Origin of the sequence: Streptomyces sp. NPDC093591, from assembly GCF_044764885.1 — a bacterium.
Classification (GTDB): Bacteria; Actinomycetota; Actinomycetes; order Streptomycetales; family Streptomycetaceae; genus Streptomyces.
This window is the reverse complement of the sequence record NZ_JBIWIY010000005.1, coordinates 189,925-206,051: the sequence shown is the minus strand read 5'-3', so window position 1 is coordinate 206,051 and position 16,127 is coordinate 189,925. Positions and strand designations below refer to the sequence as shown.

16 protein-coding genes are annotated in these 16,127 nt (G+C 71.6%); 9 read left to right on the top strand and 7 right to left on the bottom strand.

Annotation, left to right across the window (positions count from 1 at the left end):
* The first annotated feature begins 41 nt into the window (after positions 1-41).
* From ACIREI_RS13195 to mscL, 4 genes are all read left to right on the top strand, one after another.
* Positions 42-368 carry an FmdB family zinc ribbon protein gene (locus ACIREI_RS13195; RefSeq protein WP_403331420.1) on the top strand — a complete coding sequence of 109 codons (327 nt, stop codon included), beginning with the start codon at positions 42-44 and terminating at the stop codon, positions 366-368.
* Between the two features lie 81 nt (positions 369-449).
* A complete protein-coding gene (locus ACIREI_RS13190; protein ID WP_403331417.1) occupies positions 450-1,292 on the top strand; it encodes an S-methyl-5'-thioadenosine phosphorylase in 843 nt (280 codons plus the stop codon).
* A gap of 231 nt (positions 1,293-1,523) precedes the next feature.
* A complete protein-coding gene (locus tag ACIREI_RS13185) occupies positions 1,524-2,084 on the top strand; it encodes a hypothetical protein (RefSeq protein WP_403331415.1) in 561 nt (186 codons plus the stop codon).
* An 87-nt stretch (positions 2,085-2,171) separates the two neighbouring features.
* Positions 2,172-2,648 carry a large conductance mechanosensitive channel protein MscL gene (gene mscL, locus ACIREI_RS13180; RefSeq protein WP_403331412.1) on the top strand — a complete coding sequence of 159 codons (477 nt, stop codon included), beginning with the start codon at positions 2,172-2,174 and terminating at the stop codon, positions 2,646-2,648.
* A 4-nt stretch (positions 2,649-2,652) separates the two neighbouring features.
* Here mscL and ACIREI_RS13175 read toward each other — a convergent pair whose 3' ends face one another.
* Positions 2,653-2,835 carry a hypothetical protein gene (locus ACIREI_RS13175; RefSeq protein WP_403331410.1) on the bottom strand — a complete coding sequence of 61 codons (183 nt, stop codon included), beginning with the start codon at positions 2,833-2,835 and terminating at the stop codon, positions 2,653-2,655.
* A 126-nt stretch (positions 2,836-2,961) separates the two neighbouring features.
* On the opposite strand from ACIREI_RS13175, the gene ACIREI_RS13170 reads away from it, so the two are divergent.
* From ACIREI_RS13170 to ACIREI_RS13155, 4 genes are all read left to right on the top strand, one after another.
* The gene (locus ACIREI_RS13170) at positions 2,962-4,200 is read left to right on the top strand and encodes a low temperature requirement protein A (protein ID WP_403331407.1); all 1,239 of its coding nucleotides are present in this window, start codon (positions 2,962-2,964) and stop codon (positions 4,198-4,200) included.
* An 87-nt stretch (positions 4,201-4,287) separates the two neighbouring features.
* Positions 4,288-5,316 carry a P1 family peptidase gene (locus ACIREI_RS13165; protein WP_403331404.1) on the top strand — a complete coding sequence of 343 codons (1,029 nt, stop codon included), beginning with the start codon at positions 4,288-4,290 and terminating at the stop codon, positions 5,314-5,316.
* 168 nt (positions 5,317-5,484) lie between these two features.
* On the top strand, positions 5,485-6,702 hold the full coding sequence (locus ACIREI_RS13160; protein ID WP_403331401.1) for an Ig-like domain-containing protein: 1,218 nt from the start codon (positions 5,485-5,487) through the stop codon (positions 6,700-6,702).
* 187 nt (positions 6,703-6,889) lie between these two features.
* Complete coding sequence (locus ACIREI_RS13155; RefSeq protein WP_403331398.1) at positions 6,890-7,636, top strand: DUF6227 family protein; 747 nt, start codon at positions 6,890-6,892, stop codon at positions 7,634-7,636.
* A 24-nt stretch (positions 7,637-7,660) separates the two neighbouring features.
* On the opposite strand, the gene ACIREI_RS13150 is transcribed toward ACIREI_RS13155, so the two are convergent.
* The 5 genes from ACIREI_RS13150 to ACIREI_RS13130 all read right to left on the bottom strand — a co-directional run bounded on the left by ACIREI_RS13150 (position 7,661) and on the right by ACIREI_RS13130 (position 13,846).
* A complete protein-coding gene (locus ACIREI_RS13150) occupies positions 7,661-7,915 on the bottom strand; it encodes a hypothetical protein (RefSeq protein WP_403331395.1) in 255 nt (84 codons plus the stop codon).
* A 120-nt stretch (positions 7,916-8,035) separates the two neighbouring features.
* A complete protein-coding gene (locus ACIREI_RS13145) occupies positions 8,036-10,141 on the bottom strand; it encodes a fructose-specific PTS transporter subunit EIIC (protein WP_403331392.1) in 2,106 nt (701 codons plus the stop codon).
* A 241-nt stretch (positions 10,142-10,382) separates the two neighbouring features.
* Positions 10,383-11,330 carry a 1-phosphofructokinase gene (gene pfkB, locus ACIREI_RS13140; protein ID WP_403331390.1) on the bottom strand — a complete coding sequence of 316 codons (948 nt, stop codon included), beginning with the start codon at positions 11,328-11,330 and terminating at the stop codon, positions 10,383-10,385.
* The gene (locus ACIREI_RS13135) at positions 11,327-12,088 is read right to left on the bottom strand and encodes a DeoR/GlpR family DNA-binding transcription regulator (protein WP_093904668.1); all 762 of its coding nucleotides are present in this window, start codon (positions 12,086-12,088) and stop codon (positions 11,327-11,329) included. The genes pfkB and ACIREI_RS13135 overlap by 4 nt, the downstream gene beginning before the upstream one ends.
* A gap of 186 nt (positions 12,089-12,274) precedes the next feature.
* Positions 12,275-13,846, bottom strand: coding sequence for an MFS transporter (locus ACIREI_RS13130; RefSeq protein ID WP_403331387.1), 1,572 nt, complete (start codon positions 13,844-13,846; stop codon positions 12,275-12,277).
* Positions 13,847-13,908: 62 nt separating this feature from the next.
* Between ACIREI_RS13130 and ACIREI_RS13125 the strand changes: the two genes are divergently transcribed.
* Positions 13,909-14,880 carry a helix-turn-helix transcriptional regulator gene (locus tag ACIREI_RS13125; RefSeq protein WP_403331384.1) on the top strand — a complete coding sequence of 324 codons (972 nt, stop codon included), beginning with the start codon at positions 13,909-13,911 and terminating at the stop codon, positions 14,878-14,880.
* 310 nt (positions 14,881-15,190) lie between these two features.
* Here ACIREI_RS13125 and ACIREI_RS13120 read toward each other — a convergent pair whose 3' ends face one another.
* A complete protein-coding gene (locus ACIREI_RS13120) occupies positions 15,191-15,781 on the bottom strand; it encodes a TetR/AcrR family transcriptional regulator (protein WP_403331983.1) in 591 nt (196 codons plus the stop codon).
* Positions 15,782-16,127 lie beyond the last annotated feature (346 nt).

Genomic DNA, 16,127 nt, shown 5'->3' with positions numbered 1-16,127 from the left:
GTCGTTAGCACTCATCGAGTGAGAGTGCCAGGAGGAAGACAGTGCCCACCTATCAGTACCAGTGCACCGAGTGCGGCGAGGGTCTCGAAGCGGTGCAGAAGTTCACCGACGACGCCCTGACCGAGTGCCCCAGCTGCCAGGGCCGCCTCAAGAAGGTGTTCTCCGCGGTCGGCATCGTCTTCAAGGGTTCCGGCTTCTACCGCAACGACAGCCGCGGCTCCTCGTCGAGCAGCTCGCCGGCGTCGTCGAAGTCGTCGACGTCCTCCTCGTCCGACTCCTCCTCTTCGTCGTCCTCGACGTCCTCCTCGTCGTCCTCGGACTCGAAGTCGTCGAGCGCCGGCACCTCCTCCAGCAGCTCCGCCGCGTAAGCACCCGCTGCTTCTTTCGGGACCCTGTCGTCTTCCGGCGGCGGGGTCCTCGGCATCTGTGGCTGCGGTTAGGGTGCGGGCATGGCGAACAAGGCGAACGTCGAACTCGGCGTGATCGGCGGCTCCGGCTTCTACTCGTTCCTCGACGACGTGACCGAGATACAGGTGGACACCCCGTACGGGCCGCCCAGTGACTCCCTCTTCCTCGGCGAGATCGCCGGCCGACGGGTCGCCTTCCTGCCCCGGCACGGCCGCGGCCACCATCTGCCGCCGCACCGGATCAACTACCGGGCCAACCTCTGGGCGCTGCGCTCGCTCGGTGTGCGCCAGGTCCTCGCCCCGTGCGCGGTGGGCGGCCTGCGGCCCGAGTACGGGCCGGGCACCCTGCTCGTGCCGGACCAGCTGGTCGACCGTACGAAATCCCGGGCGGGCACGTACTTCGACGGGCTGCCGCTGCCCGACGGCACCGTGCCGAACGTGGTGCACGTCTCCCTGGCCGACCCCTACTGCCCCACCGGGCGCGCGGCCGCGCTGAAGGCGGCGCGCGGACGGGACTGGGAGCCTGTGGACGGCGGCACGCTGGTGGTCATAGAGGGGCCGCGCTTCTCGACCCGTGCCGAATCGTTGTGGCACCGGGCCCAGGGCTGGTCGGTGGTGGGCATGACCGGCCACCCCGAAGCCGCGCTCGCCCGTGAACTCGAGCTCTGCTACAGCGCGTTGGCCCTGGTCACCGACCTCGACGCGGGTGCCGAGACCGGCGAGGGCGTCTCGCACGACGAGGTGCTGCGGGTGTTCGCGGCGAACGTGGACCGGCTGCGGGGCGTGCTCTTCGACGCGGTGGCCGCGCTGCCGGCGAACGACGAGCGGGACTGTCTGTGCACGACGGCGCTGGGCGGGATGGATCCGGGGTTCGAGCTGCCGTAGCGGGGGGGGGCGGGTGGTGCGGGGGCTCGATGGCATGAGGGCCTAGGGGGCGTGGGGGCGTAGGAAGCATGGGGGCGTAGGGGGCGTGGGGAGGGCGGGGAGGGCGGAACGTCCCGTTCGGGTGAGGGAGTTGTCCACAACCCGTGGGTAGTCCACCGGTCTCAGCGGACGGCGGCGCGATGGCTCATCGTGGCTTCGACAGCCGATCCGTCGTCGCAGGTGGTGACCCCCATGTCCTTCGCTCCCTCTTCCTCCGCTCCCTCTTCCTCCGCTTCCTCCCCGGTCGTTCCGCGCCCGCTGGGCACGGACGCCCCGGCCACATGCGAGGTGCCGCACTTCGCCCCGGTCCGCGTGCGCGGCGGGCGGTATCAGCTGCGTCGGCTCCTACGGCACCGGAGGCGCGCCGCGGCAGCCGGGCTCGCCGTCACCGCGGCCGCGATCGTGGCGGCGGGCCCCGGAGATGCCGGGCGGACGCGTGGGCATCCGGTGGTGGAGCCCGTACGGAAACACCGTGCTGTCGAGGCGGTGGCCGCACCGGTGCGTATCGCCGATGGAGCCACCGTGCGGCTGCTGCGCCCCGGCGACCGGGTCGACGTGATCGCCGCCGAGGACACCGCGACGGGCGGCGACGCCCAGGTGGTCGCGCGCGGGGCGCGGGTGACGAAGGTGCCGGAGCCGCTGGACGCCGCGACCGAGAGCGGGGCGCTGGTCGTGCTCTCGGTGCCGCGTGCCACCGCGGCCCGCCTCGCGGGGGCGAGCGCTACCGCACGGCTGGCGGTGACGCTGTGCTGAGCTGCGATTGGACAGGATGGCGTAGCCCTGACGTAGGTTGCGGAGCGGTCTGTTCCACAACGTGTGCGTCCGAGGGGTGGCTCCGAAGTGAGCGAGAAGAAGGAAGCGAGCGTCTGGGAGGGCTTCAAGGCCTTCCTGATGCGCGGGAACGTCGTCGATCTGGCCGTGGCGGTGGTCATCGGCGCCGCGTTCACCAACATCGTCAACTCGGTGGTGAAGGGGGTCATCAACCCGCTGGTCGGCGCGATCGGCACGAAGAACCTCGACAGCTACCGGTCGTGCCTGAAGGACCCGTGCAGGGTGGCCGCGGACGGCACGGTGACGGACGGCGTCGTGATCATGTGGGGCTCCGTCCTGGGCGCCACGCTCACCTTCGTCATCACCGCGGCCGTCGTCTACTTCCTGATGGTCCTGCCGATGGCGAAGTACCTGGCCCGCGTGGAGGCCCGGCGCAGGGCGAAGGAGGGCGCCCAGGAGGTCATCGAGGTGACCGAGCTGGAGGTGCTCAAGGAGATCCGCGACGAGCTGGTGGCCCAGCGCGGTGCGGGGCGCAACGAGCGGTAACGGCTCAGAGGTGGTGGGGCGGCTTCTCGTCGAGGAAGCGCTTCAGGTCGGCCGCGCTGTCGCCCTCGCCGCCGGGCCGCTCGCCCCACCCCCGGTCCGTGTCGTCCGAGGACTGCTGGTCCAGCGGGTCGTCGAAGATCAGCGCGGGCTTCGGCTCGCGCGGCTCGGGGGCGGGGGCGGTACTCATGCGTCCAGGGTACGGCCCGTACGGCGGCCCTCCACGGCGGCAACCCTCCAGGCGGTGTTCCCGGCACGTGCGCGCTTGTTATCCCTTCGCAAGAAATTCCCCGCGCCATCTGCTGTGCTTGATCCCATGACGTCCAGTTCGACTCCCGCGCCGGACTCCCCGCGCCCGCCGGGAACCCGCCGCCCACTGCGCAGGCTCACGGCCCGTGGCCGGGGTGAGGCGCACCGGGCCGCCACCCCGCTGGAGCTCTTCTTCGACCTGTGCTTCGTCGTGGCCATCGCCCAGGCGGGCATGCAGCTGGTGCACGCCGTCGCCGAGGGGCACCCGGGCGAGGGGATCCTCAACTACGCGATGGTGTTCTTCGCCATCTGGTGGGCCTGGATGAACTTCACCTGGTTCGCCTCGGCGTACGACAACGACGACGTGCTCTACCGGGTCGTCACCCTGATCCAGATCGCCGGTGTGCTGGTGCTGGCGGCCGGGGTCTCGCAGGCGTTCGAGGACCACGAGTACCAAGCGGTGCTGGTGGGCTATGTGATCATGCGGCTTGCCCTGGTGACGCAGTGGCTGCGCGCCGCCAGGACAAGTGCGGGACCGGAACGGACGATGGCTCTGCGGTACGCCGGCGGGGTGCTGCTGTGCCAGATCGGCTGGGTCGGCCTGGTGGTCGCGCCCGAGGACGCCAGGGGCTGGGTGTTCCTGGTGATGGCGATCCTCGAGATGTGCGTACCGCCGTACGCGGAGAAGGACCACCCCACCTCCTGGCATCCGCATCACATCGCCGAGCGGTACGGGCTGTTCACGATCATCGTGCTCGGCGAGACCATCGCCGCGGCCACGGTCGGCGTGAAGACCGGCATCGACGAGAACGACGCGCTGGGTGATCTGCTGCCGATCGCCGCGGGCGGGCTGTTGATCATCTTCGCGGCCTGGTGGATCTACTTCGTGGTGCCGATCCATGGCCATCTGCGCTCCAACAGGCAGGCGTTCCTGTGGGGTTACGGCCACTATCTGGTCTTCGCCTCGGCGGCCGCGATCGGCGCGGGCCTGGAGGTGGCGGTCGAGGAGGTCGTCGGCAAGGCGCACATCTCGACGCTGGCCGCGTCGGCGGCGGTGACCCTGCCGACGGCGCTCTACCTGCTCACCGTCTGGGCGCTGCACTCGCGTTACTTCAAGGTGGGCATCGCCCAGCAGCTGGTGCTGCCGACCACGGCCCTGCTGGTGATCTGCTGCACGTTCCTGGGCGACTGGGCGGTGCTCGCGGCCGGCCTCGTCTCGGCGGGTGGGGTGGCGACCGGGGAGACGCTGGCGGCACGCCGGACGAGCCGGGAGCGCGGGACGGAGGCGCGGGCGCCGGTCACCTGACCGGCCCCACATTGGCCCGGGCACCCGACCGGCCCCACATCGCCGGACATCGCGGATCCGCGTCGGTGGCTGGACGAGACTGGGCGCATGACAGTTGACGCTCTGACAGATGTCGCCGGGCTGCGTGTGGGGCACGCGACGCGCATCGGCGACGGTTGGCTCACCGGCACCACGGTCGTCCTCGCACCCGAGGGCGGGGCCGTCGCCGCTGTGGACGTACGCGGCGGCGGTCCCGGCACCAAGGAGACCGACGCCCTCGATCCGCGCAACCTCGTGCAGAAGGTCGAGGCGGTCGTGCTGACCGGCGGCAGCGCGTACGGGCTCGACGCGGCGTCCGGGGTGATGGCGTGGCTGGAGGAGCAGGGGCGCGGGGTGCGCGTGGGGGTGGATCCGGCGCATGTCGTGCCGGTGGTGCCCGCGGCCTGCGTCTTCGACCTGGGCCGGGGCGGCGACTTCCGGGCGAGGCCGGACGCGGCCACCGGGCGGGCGGCGGTCGAGGCGGCCGCCGCGAGCGAGACGGGGGCGCCCGTGCGGCAGGGGTGCGTGGGCGCGGGTACGGGGGCGACGGTCGGGGCGGTGAAGGGCGGGGTCGGCACGGCGAGCGTCGTTCTCGACTCGGGGATCACGGTGGCCGCGCTCGTGGTGGCCAACGCGGCGGGGTCGGCGGTGGACCCGGAGACGGGGGTGTTGTACGGGGAGTTGTTCCAGGGGCGGGTGGACTATCCGCAGGAGCGGGTTCATGAGGCCGCGCGCCTGCGCCTCGCGGAGATCGCGGCGAAGAACGCGCCGCCTCCGCTGAACACCACGCTCGCGGTGGTCGCCACCGACGCGGACCTGTCGAAGGCGCAGGCGCAGAAGCTGGCCGGCACGGCGCACGACGGCATCGCGCGCGCCGTGCGGCCGGTGCATCTGCTCAATGACGGGGACACCGTGTTCGCGCTGGCCACCGGGGACCGCCCGCTCGACGCCGGGAACCCGCTCGCGCTGAACGAGCTTCTGGCGGCGGGCGCGGACGCGGTGACGCGGGCGATCGTGCGTGCCGTGCGCGCGGCCGAGTCGGTGGACGGACCGGGTGGAGTGTGGCCGTCGTACGGGGAGTTGTACGGGGAGGAGTGACGACGGGGAGCGACACTGCGGGGTGGCGCCTGCTCCGCGCGGGCGATTGTCGCGGTTGTGTCACGTGATGGCATTCACCGCGAACGACGGGAACCCGGCCCGGTGACGGTGGCCTCTTCCACCGTGGAACGGAACGGATCCCGCAGATCGTAAGAACTGGAGCAGCTCGTGACAACGCCGGACATAGCAGCGCGGCGCGCACTGGGGGCCTGTGCCGCCCTGATGATCGGCGCCCTGACCCTCACCGCCTGTGGCGGGAGCGCCAACGCCGATCACGACGACAAGGGGGGCAGCGACTCCTCCGAGACGTCCGCCGCGAAGATCGTGATCTCGGCGAAGGACGGCTCGACCGGCGCGTCGATCAACACGACCGGCGTGAAGGTCAGCGACGGCAAGCTGACCGATGTGAAGATGACGGTGGCGGGGACCGGACAGGCCGTGCCGGGTTCGCTCTCCGCCGACGGGGGAAGCTGGCAGCCGAAGGAGCAGCTGGAGCGCGGGACGAAGTACCGGATATCAGCCACAGCGAAGGACGCCGACGGGCGTACGGCCGCCGCCGACTCCCACTTCACGACGGTCACTTCGGCCAACAGCTTCATCGGGACGTACACCCCCGACGACGGCACCACGGTCGGGGTCGGCATGCCGGTGTCGTTCAACTTCGACAAGGCGATCAGCGACAAGAAGGCCGTGCAGTCGCACATCAAGGTCACCTCCAGCAGCGGGCAGAAGGTGGTCGGGCACTGGTTCGGGACGCAGCGGCTCGACTTCCGGCCCGAGGAGTACTGGAAGGCCGGCTCCAAGGTCACGATGAAGATCGACCTGGACGGCGTCGAGGGCGCGAACGGCGTGCGCGGGGTCCAGAAGAAGACGGTCACCTTCACCATCGGCCGCTCGCAGGTGTCCACCGTCGACGTCGACACGCAGACCATGACGGTCGTGCGGGACGGCAAGACCGTCAAGTCCGTCCCGATCTCGGCGGGCAGCTCGGAGTTCTCCACCTACAACGGGCAGATGGTGATCTCCGAGAAGTACAAGAAGCTGCGCATGGACAGTCGCACGGTCAACCTCGCCGACGCGTACGACATCAAGGACGTGCCGAACGCGATGCGGCTGACGCAGTCGGGGACCTTCCTGCACGGCAACTACTGGTACAACAAGGGCAACCCGCCCTTCGGCCGTCAGGGCACCAGCCACGGCTGCGTGGGCCTGCAGGACGTGCGGGGCGGACAGGGGGACACGCCCGCCAAGTGGTTCTACGACAACTCGCTCCTCGGCGACGTGGTGATCGTCAAGAACTCCCCCGACAAGAACGTGACGCCGGACAACGGGCTCAACGGCTGGAACATGTCGTGGGACGAGTGGGTCGCGGGCAGCGCCGCGTGACCCACGAAACCCACTGAAGTTCCGTCCGAGCAGGGATTCTTGACAGTTCGTCGGGCCGCGCGGGAACTTCTCGCGCGGTCCGCGCGTTTTACCGGACGTACGTTTTCTCGGTTCCCGGACATGATGTCCGCCCGAGGGGCTACGGTATGCACCCACAAGGTGACATGCAGCAACGCCGGGAGAAACCTTGAGCGTTCCGTACGAGACGGCAGCGTACGAACCACCCGAGTCGCCGGAGTCTCCGGAGGAGCACCTCGCGCGACTCCTCGGCCGCGCCCTGAACTCCTTCGAGCTGCCCGACGAGACGATACGACGGCTGGACTGTGCGCTGGCTCATGACGGCTCGCTGCACTCCGCGCACCACAGCGCGGGGCTGCACCGCGAGACGTACCGGCACACCTGGCTGCTCGCCGACGGCTCGGCGCTCACGCTGTGGGAGCTCGTCCACAACACCGCGCGGGGCCGGGAGCCGCAGCACGAGGTGTACATCGACGAGGAGGAGCTGCGCGCCGCGACCGCGCGGCTGCCACTGCCGCCGGACGCGCCGGACTTCGAACTGCCGGTGACGGTGCAGCTGTCGCCGATACCCGCGCCTCGGCACGCGTATGCGCCGGACGACTCGGCCGATCACGCGCGCCGGTTACTGCGCCGGGCGGAGAATCACGACCGGCCGGACGCGGCGACGGCCGCGCTGCTGACCACGGCGTTCGCGCACCAGATCACGCAGGCGTTCGGACGCCCGAGCCGCACCGGCCGCGCCGGGTCGTGCTTCTCGCTCTACGAGCACGCCTTCCTGCTGCAGGACGGCAAGGAGGTCTCCCTCTGGGAGGTCGAGCACACGGCGACGCCGGACGGGCGGCACATGTGCGAGGTGTACGTCAGCGAGGACGCGGCACGGGATGCGATGGAGCGGCGGGCGGCGCAGGTGTCGTAACTCCGGCTCCGCTGTTCCCTCCGTTCAACGGCCGTCGCTGAGCCGTCGTACGAGTCCCGCGAAGGCGTCCCGTTCCGCCGGGGTGAGTTCCACGGCCTCCAACTCGGGGGCGGGCTGCCGCTGCTGTGGGAGCGCGGAGAGAGCCGGGCGCGTGCGCCACGGCGACGACTCGGTGCGGGCACGGCGCAGGACGCGGGTCAGGCCGATCACCCAGAGCACGGCCGCCAGGGCGAGGACGACCGGCCCCAGCAGCTGGAGAAACGAGACATGCTCAGGCATACGCCCCAGTAGACACCACGGTCCGGGCCTTTGGGCCCGGACCGTGACGTATCTCGCAGGTGCCGTGAACAACTCACAGCGCCCCAAAGGGACAAGCGGGAGGCCCGCCCGGCGGAGGGCTTACGCCGCCACCGGCTGCTTCGCCTTCGCGGTCGCGGCCGCCGGGGACTCGGCGGCCGAGCCCTCCGGCGCCGTCTTGCGCATGCCCTTCAGGAGGATGACCAGGCCGGCCGTGACCGCCGTACCGGCCGCGATGGCCAGCAGGTAGAGGAACGGCTTGCCGATCAGGAAGGTGACCCAGATGCCGCCGTGCGGGGCGCGCAGGGTCGAGCCGAACGCCATGGTCAGCGCGCCGGTGACCGCGCCGCCCGCCATGGAGGCGGGGATCACGCGCAGCGGGTCGGCGGCCGCGAACGGGATCGCGCCCTCGGAGATGAAGGAGGCTCCCAGCACCCAGGCCGCCTTGCCGTTCTCGCGCTCGGTCGTGGTGAACAGCTTCTTGCGGACCGTGGTGGCCAGGGCCATGCCCAGCGGCGGGACCATGCCCGCGGCCATCACGGCGGCCATGATCTTCATCGCGGAGTCGCTGGGGGCGGCGACCGAGATGCCGGCCGTCGCGAAGGTGTAGGCCACCTTGTTGACCGGGCCGCCGAGGTCGAAACACATCATCAGGCCGAGCAGGATGCCGAGCAGGATGGCGTTGGTGCCGGAGAGGCTGTTCAGCCAGTCGGTCAGGCCCTTCTGCGCCTCGGAGATCGGCTTGCCGATCACCACGAACATCAGGAACCCGACGACCGCGGAGGAGACCAGCGGGATCACCACCACCGGCATGATGCCGCGCAACACCGGCGGGATGTCGATCCGCTGGATGCCGAGGACCACACCACCGGCGATCAGACCGGCGACCAGGCCGCCGAGGAACCCGGCGCCGATCGCGACGGAGATCGCGCCGCCGACGAAGCCGGGCACGAGACCTGGCCGGTCGGCCATGCCGTACGCGATGTATCCGGCGAGGACCGGGACGAGGAAGCCGAAGGCCGCGGCGCCGATCTGGAAGAGCAGCGCGCCCCAGCTGTCGACCTGGCCCCAGTCGAAGTGCTCGGTGACCGACTTGGCCTCGTTGATCTGGTAGCCGCCGATCGCGAAGCCGAGGGCGATCAGCAGACCGCCGGCGGCGACGAACGGGACCATGTAACTCACGCCGGACATCAGCCACTTGCGCAGCTTGGTGCCGTAGCCCTCGCCGGGCTCACCGGCGCGCTCGACGGGGGTGCCGGAGCCGGGCCTGGCCGCCGCCGTGACCTCACCGCGGGCCGCCTTCTCGCGCACCTCGGCGATGAGCTCGGCGGGACGGTTGATGCCCGCCTTCACGCCCACGTCGACGGTCGGCTTGCCGGCGAACCGGTCCTTCTCCCGTACGGACACGTCGTGGGCGAAGATCACGCCGTCCGCCGCCGCGATGACGGCCGGGTCGAGCCGGGTGAAGCCGGCCGAGCCCTGCGTCTCGACGACGAGTTCGACGCCCGCCTCGCGGCCCGCGTTCTCCAGCGACTCGGCCGCCATGTACGTGTGGGCGATGCCGGTCGGGCAGGAGGTGACGGCGACGATACGGAACGGGCGCTCGCCGGACGTCTCGGCGGGAGCCTTGGTGATCGTGCTCGCGGCCGCTTCGGCGGGGGCCTCGGAGGTGGTGCCCGTGGCGGCGTCGGCGGAGGCCGCCACCGACGACGCCACGGAGTCTTCGGAACCGGCGGAACCGGCGTCGGCGGCATCGGCCGCCGGGGGCTCCTCGCCCCGGATCAGCGCCGCAGCCGACGCCGCGTCGCCCGCCGACCGCAGCGCGTCGGTGAACTCGGCGTTCATCAGCTGGCGGGCCAGCGACGACAGGATCGTCAGGTGGGCGTCGTCCGCGCCGGCGGGGGCGGCGATCAGGAAGATCAGGTCGGCGGGACCGTCCGCCGCACCGAAGTCGATTCCGGCGGCGCTGCGCCCGAAGGCGAGCGTGGGCTCGGTGACGTGCTCGCTGCGGCAGTGCGGGATGCCGATGCCGCCGTCGAGGCCGGTCGGCATCTGTGCTTCGCGCGCGGCCACGTCGGCGAGGAAGCCCTCCAGGTCGGTCACCCGGCCCAGGGCCACCATGCGCTCGGCGAGGGCGCGCGCCGCCGCTTCCTTGGTGTCGGCGGACAGGTCGAGATCGACCAGGTCCGCGGTGATCATGTCGCTCATCGCGGGCTCCTTCGCTCGCGTATCGCCCGGGGAGTCTGGTGGGCGGGGAAGGGGACGGGGGTGCGGTGGGGGGTGACAGGCGTGGAGTGGGGGGTGGGGGAGGCGAGGTCGGGGAAAGCCCGCCTCCCCCGGGCGGCAGAGCGGCTCAGGTGGCCCTGCCGTCCGTCGGCGGGCGTGAGTAACGCCGAGCTTCGCCGCTCACGGACCGGATCGGCAAGAACTGTGACAACCACGACATTCGTCATGACACCGGCTCCTTCAGTACGCGATCCACCGGCACCTCGGCCGTGACCGACACCGCGGCCATGTCCAGGTCACCCGGGGACGGCATCACGCTGCCGGGGAGCTGTACGGCCGCCGCGCCATGGGCGACCGCCGAGGCGAGGGCCTGCGGGCCGCTGCCGCCGGCGATCAGGAAACCGGCGAGAGAAGAGTCACCGGCGCCGACATTGCTGCGTACGACGTCGACGCGCGCACTGGCGAACCAGGCGCCCGCGTCGTCCACCAGCAGCTGTCCGTCGGCACCCAGGCTCGCGAGTACGGCGCGCGCGCCCATCTCACGCAACTCCTCGGCCGCCTTCAGCGCGTCGCCCACGGTGGTCAGGGGGCGCCCGACGGCCTCCGCGAGCTCCTCGGCGTTCGGCTTCACCACGTCGGGCCGAGCGCGCAGGGCTTCGAGGAGGGCGCGCCCGGAGGTGTCCAGCGCGATCCGCGCGCCGCCCGCGTGCGCCCGGGCGACCACATCGGCGTACCAGGACGGCGCGAGCCCCCGGGGCAGGCTGCCGCAGCAGGCGATCCAGTCGGCGTCGCCCGACTGCTCGCGGACCGTCTCCAGGAGCAGCTCCTGCTCGGCCGCGGAAAGCTCGGGGCCGGGCGCGTTGATCTTCGTCAGTACGCCGTCCGACTCCGCGAGCGCGATGTTCGAACGGGTGGCCCCGGCGACCGGGACCGGGGCCACCTCGATGCCCTGCGCGTCGAGCAGGTCGGCGACGAGCGCGCCGGGCGCACCGCCCAGGGGCAGTACCGCGACCGTGCGCTGCCCGGCCGCCGTGACGGCGCGCGAGACGTTCACGCCCTTGCCGCCCGGGTCCATGCGCTCGCCGGTGGCGCGTATGACCTCGCCGCGGTCGAGGGAGGGGACCTCGTAGGTGCGGTCCAGCGACGGGTTCGGGGTGACGGTGAGGATCATGCGCGCACTACTTCCGTGCCGCCGCGCTCGATCGCGGTGGCGTCTTCGGGGCTCAGCCCGCTGTCGGTGATCAGCAGGTCCACGTCGCTCAGGTCACCGAAGCGGGCGAAGTGCTCCTGGCCGTGCTTGGAGGAGTCGGCGAGGAGGACGACGCGGCGGGCGGCGGCGACTGCGGCACGCTTGACCGCGGCCTCGGCGAGGTCGGGGGTGGTCAGACCGTGCTCGGCGGAGAAGCCGTTGGCCGCCACGAACAGGACGTCGGCGCGGATCTCGCCGTACGCGCGCAGCGCCCAGGCGTCCACGGCGGCGCGCGTACGGTGCCGTACCCGCCCTCCGACCAGGTGGAGCTGGATGCCCGGGTGGTCCGCGAGGCGGGCCGCGATGGGCAGGCTGTGCGTGACGACGGTGAGGGACGTCTCCAGCGGCAGCGCGGCGGCGAGGCGGGCCACCGTCGTACCGGCGTCGAGGATCATCGTGCCCTCGGTGGGCAGCTCGGCGAGGGCCGCCTTCGCGACGCGGTCCTTCTCGTCGGCCGCCGTCGACTCGCGCTCGGCGAGGTCCGGCTCGAAGTCCAGGCGCCCGGCCGGGATCGCACCACCGTGCACCCGGCGCACGAGCCCGGCACGGTCGAGCGCCTTCAGGTCCCGGCGGATCGTCTCCGCCGTCACCTGGAACTCCTCGGCCAGCGACAGGACGTCCACTCGGCCGCCGTCACGAGCCAGCCGGAGGATCTCCTGCTGCCGCTCCGGTGCGTACATGTCCGTTCGCCTCCGAACTGTGCCCGAACTTGTGGTTTCGCTGGGAGGCTACGCCGGGATTTCCGGAAAGTAAACAGGTTCGGGCGCAATCGGGCATGAACGGGCTTCCGGGCGGGGCAGAGGGTGGAATGGCGAAGGGCCCTGCACCGAAGTGCCGGGCCCCTCCCCCGCTCTCGGGCACGCCGCTCAGCCCACCAGCGCGGGCGCCTTCTCCGACGTCGGCGACGGCTCCTCGGCCGCTCCCTCGACGTGCTGCGCCGGGCGCCCCGGCAGCGCGAACATCAGCAGGAAGATGACGCCCATCACCGCGGCCACCCACCCCAGCGCGTGCTGGAAACCGTCCGCGAAGGCCAGGCCGGCCGCCGTAGGCCCCGTGGCCTCGGTCAGCCGGTCGTCGACGACCCCGAAGAAGACCACCGAGACCAGGCCCAGGCCGAGCGCGTTGCCCATCTGCTGGACGGTGCTGATCAGGCCCGAGGCCGAACCCGCGTGCTCGCGCGGCACCTCCGACAGGATCGCGTCCGTCAGCGGGGCCACGATCAGGCCCATGCCGACGCCCATGACGACCAGGGGCAGGGCCATCTGCCAGGGGGCGATGGACATGCCGTAGCGGCCGGACTCCCAGATGTAGAGCAGCACGCCGATCCCCATCACCAGCGCGCCCGCCTGGAGCACCTTGCGGCCGAAGCGCGGGACCAGCTTCTGGACGGACAGGCCGGCCGCCGTCGAGACGGCGATCGAGAACGGGATCCCGGTCAGACCGGCCTTCAGCGGGCTCCAGCCCAGGCCGAACTGCATGTACATCGTCCAGACCAGGAAGAAGATGCCGAGCGCCACACCGAAGACGGTCTGTACGGCGATGCCGGCCGCGAAGCTCTTCACCTTGAACAGCGACAGTTCGATGAGCGGGGAGCCGTCACGTGCGGTCTTCCACTTCTCGTACGCCACCAGCGCCGCGAGGACGACCAGTGCGCCGGCCATCGACACGTACCCCCACGTCGGCCAGCCCAGCTCGCGGCCGCGGGTCAGCGGGTAGAGCAGCATCAGCAGGCCGAGGATGACGAGCGAGACCCCGACGAGGTCGAGCTTCAGCGCCTTCGGCGCCTTGGACTCGGTGATGAAGCGGCTGCCCAGGATCAGGCCCGCGATGCCGACCGGGAGGTTGATCAGGAAGATCGGGCGCCATTCGAGACCGAAGAGGTTCCACTCCGTCAGGAGTGCGCCGAGGAGGGGGCCGGTGACCGCGCCGAGGCCGACCACCGCCCCGAACAGGCCGAAGACCTTGCCGCGTTCGTGCGCCGGGAAGGTGGCGTGCACGATCGACAGGACCTGCGGGACCATCAGCGCCGCCATCGCGCCCTGCAGGATGCGGGAGGCGACCAGCATCTCCGGGTTCGCGGCGAAGCCGCACAGGGCGGAGGCGATGGTGAAGCCGCCGATGCCGATCAGGAACAGCCGCTTGCGGCCGTGGATGTCGCCCAGGCGGCCGCCGGTGATCAGGCCCGCGGCGAAGGCGAGGGCGTAGCCGGCGGTGATCCACTGGATCTGGCTGAACGTCGCGCCCGCCTCCTGCTTGATCGACGGGATCGCGACGTTGACGATCGTGACGTCGACCAAGTCCATGAAGGCCGCGGTCATCACGATGGCCAGGGCGAACCATCGGCGGCGGTCGGCCGGGGCCGGCGCGGGCTGCGCGGGCTGTGCGCCCGGGTTGGGCAGGAGGGGCGGTTCGGTCTCGGCTGAGGTCCTTGAGGTCATGGGTGGAAGCTATGCCTTCATTAGGTCAGATCGCGTCCTAGTTGTGCGGCATCCTCGGAATCATGACGACGGATACTCCGGCACGGCTCCTGACGCTCCTGTCCCTTCTTCAGACGCCCCGCGAGTGGCCCGGCGGTGAACTCGCCGATCGGCTCGGGGTGTCCCGGCGCACGGTGCGGCGGGACATCGACCGGTTGCGGGAGCTGGGGTATCCCGTGCAGGCGACCAAGGGGGCCGAGGGTGGTTACCGGCTTGTGGCCGGCAAGGCGATGCCGCCGCTCGTCCTGGACGACGAGGAGGCCGTGGCGATCGCGGTCGGGCTGCGGGCCGGGGCCGGGCATGCGGTCGAGGGGGTGGAGGAGGCGTCCGTGCGGGCGCTGGCGAAACTGGAGCAGGTGCTGCCGGCGCGGCTGCGGCACCGGGTGACGACGCTTCAGGCCGCGACCACGCCGCTGACCAGTGGGGACGGGGCGAGTATCGCGCCCGAGACGCTGACCGTGATGGCGTCGTGCGTGGCGGGGCGGGAGCGGTTGCGGTTCGCGTATCGGGCGGGGGACGGGACGGAGTCGCGTCGCTCGGCCGAGCCGTATCGGCTGGTGTCCACGGGGCGGCGTTGGTACCTCGTCGCGTACGACCTCGATCGGTCGGACTGGCGGACGTTTCGGGTGGACCGGGTGAGTGAGCCGTTCGCCACGGGGGCGCGGTTCGCTCCGCGGGAGTTGCCGACGGGGAGTGCGGCGGAGTATCTGCGGCAGTCGATGTGGCGGCGGCAGGAGACGTACGACTTCTCGGTGACGTTCGAGGCGCCTGCGGAGTTTGTCGCGGCTCGGTTGCCGGGGTGGTTGGGGGTGCCCGAGGCTGTCGACGGGCGGCGGTGTCGGCTGCGGGGTACGGGTGGGGACTCCGTGGAGTGGATGGCGGTGCGGTTGGCGATGGTGGACTGCGAGTTCGTGGTGGAGTCGCCGGAGGAACTGGTGCGGTGTGTGCGGGAGTTGGGGGGGCGGTTGACTCGAGCCAGTGCCTCCGGCGGTTAGGCCGGGGGTGCCTGCGGCGGCCCGTTGCTGTTCGGTGGGGGTGCGTGTAGCGCCTTCGGGTGGGGGGTGGGTCGGGGCCGGGGGGGGGGGGGGGGGGGGGGGGGGGGGGGGGGGGGGGGGGGGGGGGGGGGGGGGGGGGGGGGGGGGGGGGGGGGGGGGGGCGTCGTGCGGGGTGTCCGTCCTCGGTCCGGTGGTGGGCCTTGCGCGAGAGGTGCCGTGTCTTGACACCGGACTCTGCGGGCGGACACCCCCCGGCACGTCCCCTTCCCGCCGTACGCGACTGCGGGCCCGTGGGGCCACTTCGCCTACTTCACGTCCGGGGTACGGCCATGTCCTGCCATGGGAAGTCCCGCAGTGCCGCCAAGTTGCGCGTCGCCAGGGCGGCCGGGCCCTCGGGGCCCTGTGCGGGGGCGTTTCCTGCTGCCCAGGTTTCTACGGCCACGCGTACGGAGGCGGCGGCTACGGCGGCGGTGAAGCGGAGGTCGGGGGCGGCAACGTTGTCGTGGCCTCTGCTTGTCAGTACGTCCGCCAGGGTTGTCTCCGCCTCGTGGCATACCTCTGCCCATACCTTGCGCAGGGCGGGGCTCGTGTCGGCCAGGCGGACCAGGGTGCGGATCCATTCCCAGGAGGGGGCGGAGACTCCGGCGCCCGGGGTGAGGGTGTGGTGGGCCGCGTGTTCCAGGGCTTGGAGGACGGGCAGTTCGGGTGGGGCCGTGCGGACTGCCTCTGCCCAGCGGTCGGCGCCGGCCGCGTAGAGGGGGGCCACCGCCTCCTCCTTGGTGGCGAAGTAGCGGTAGAAGGTGCGCGGCGCTACGCCGGCGGCCTGGGCGATGTCCTCGGCTCGGGTGGCCCGCAGTCCCTGCTTCACGAAGAGGGCGGCCGCGGCGCGGGCGATCTCCATGCGCGTCGCTGCCTTGCGTCGCTCCATGAGGGACGGGGTGTGTGCGGGGGTGGGGCTGCTCACGTTCGGCAGGCTATGCCTGTGTGGCACAATCTGCCATTCGGGTGGGTCACCCCGTGGTTCAGGTACGGGGTGACCCACCCGTGCTCGAAAAAGAGCCGGGCCCCGGCACCCAGGGGGGATAGGCGCCGAAGCCCGGCTCGGGGAAGGTCCCGGCGCCGGGGGGAGTGCGTCGGGACTTGGTCTGTGGGTGGTCGTAGTGCTCGGCCGGGGGCCCGGGGGCTTGGTTCGGGCCTGTGGGCGGTTGCCTCAGGGCCCGAACTCCCTTACCCGGTTGTCTTGTTCC

Excerpts from the sequence above, each read along its gene's own strand:
- ACIREI_RS13190 (WP_403331417.1), top strand. The coding sequence starts at position 450 with ATGGCGAACAAGGCGAACGTCGAACTCGGCGTGATCGGCGGCTCCGGC.
- ACIREI_RS13185 (WP_403331415.1), top strand. The coding sequence starts at position 1,524 with ATGTCCTTCGCTCCCTCTTCCTCCGCTCCCTCTTCCTCCGCTTCCTCC.
- ACIREI_RS13175 (WP_403331410.1), bottom strand. The coding sequence starts at position 2,835 with ATGAGTACCGCCCCCGCCCCCGAGCCGCGCGAGCCGAAGCCCGCGCTG.
- ACIREI_RS13170 (WP_403331407.1), top strand. The coding sequence starts at position 2,962 with ATGACGTCCAGTTCGACTCCCGCGCCGGACTCCCCGCGCCCGCCGGGA.
- ACIREI_RS13165 (WP_403331404.1), top strand. The coding sequence starts at position 4,288 with ATGACAGTTGACGCTCTGACAGATGTCGCCGGGCTGCGTGTGGGGCAC.
- ACIREI_RS13150 (WP_403331395.1), bottom strand. The coding sequence starts at position 7,915 with ATGCCTGAGCATGTCTCGTTTCTCCAGCTGCTGGGGCCGGTCGTCCTC.
- ACIREI_RS13145 (WP_403331392.1), bottom strand. The coding sequence starts at position 10,141 with ATGAGCGACATGATCACCGCGGACCTGGTCGATCTCGACCTGTCCGCC.
- pfkB (WP_403331390.1), bottom strand. The coding sequence starts at position 11,330 with ATGATCCTCACCGTCACCCCGAACCCGTCGCTGGACCGCACCTACGAG.
- ACIREI_RS13135 (WP_093904668.1), bottom strand. The coding sequence starts at position 12,088 with ATGTACGCACCGGAGCGGCAGCAGGAGATCCTCCGGCTGGCTCGTGAC.
- ACIREI_RS13130 (WP_403331387.1), bottom strand. The coding sequence starts at position 13,846 with ATGACCTCAAGGACCTCAGCCGAGACCGAACCGCCCCTCCTGCCCAAC.
- ACIREI_RS13125 (WP_403331384.1), top strand. The coding sequence starts at position 13,909 with ATGACGACGGATACTCCGGCACGGCTCCTGACGCTCCTGTCCCTTCTT.
- ACIREI_RS13120 (WP_403331983.1), bottom strand. The coding sequence starts at position 15,781 with ATGGAGATCGCCCGCGCCGCGGCCGCCCTCTTCGTGAAGCAGGGACTG.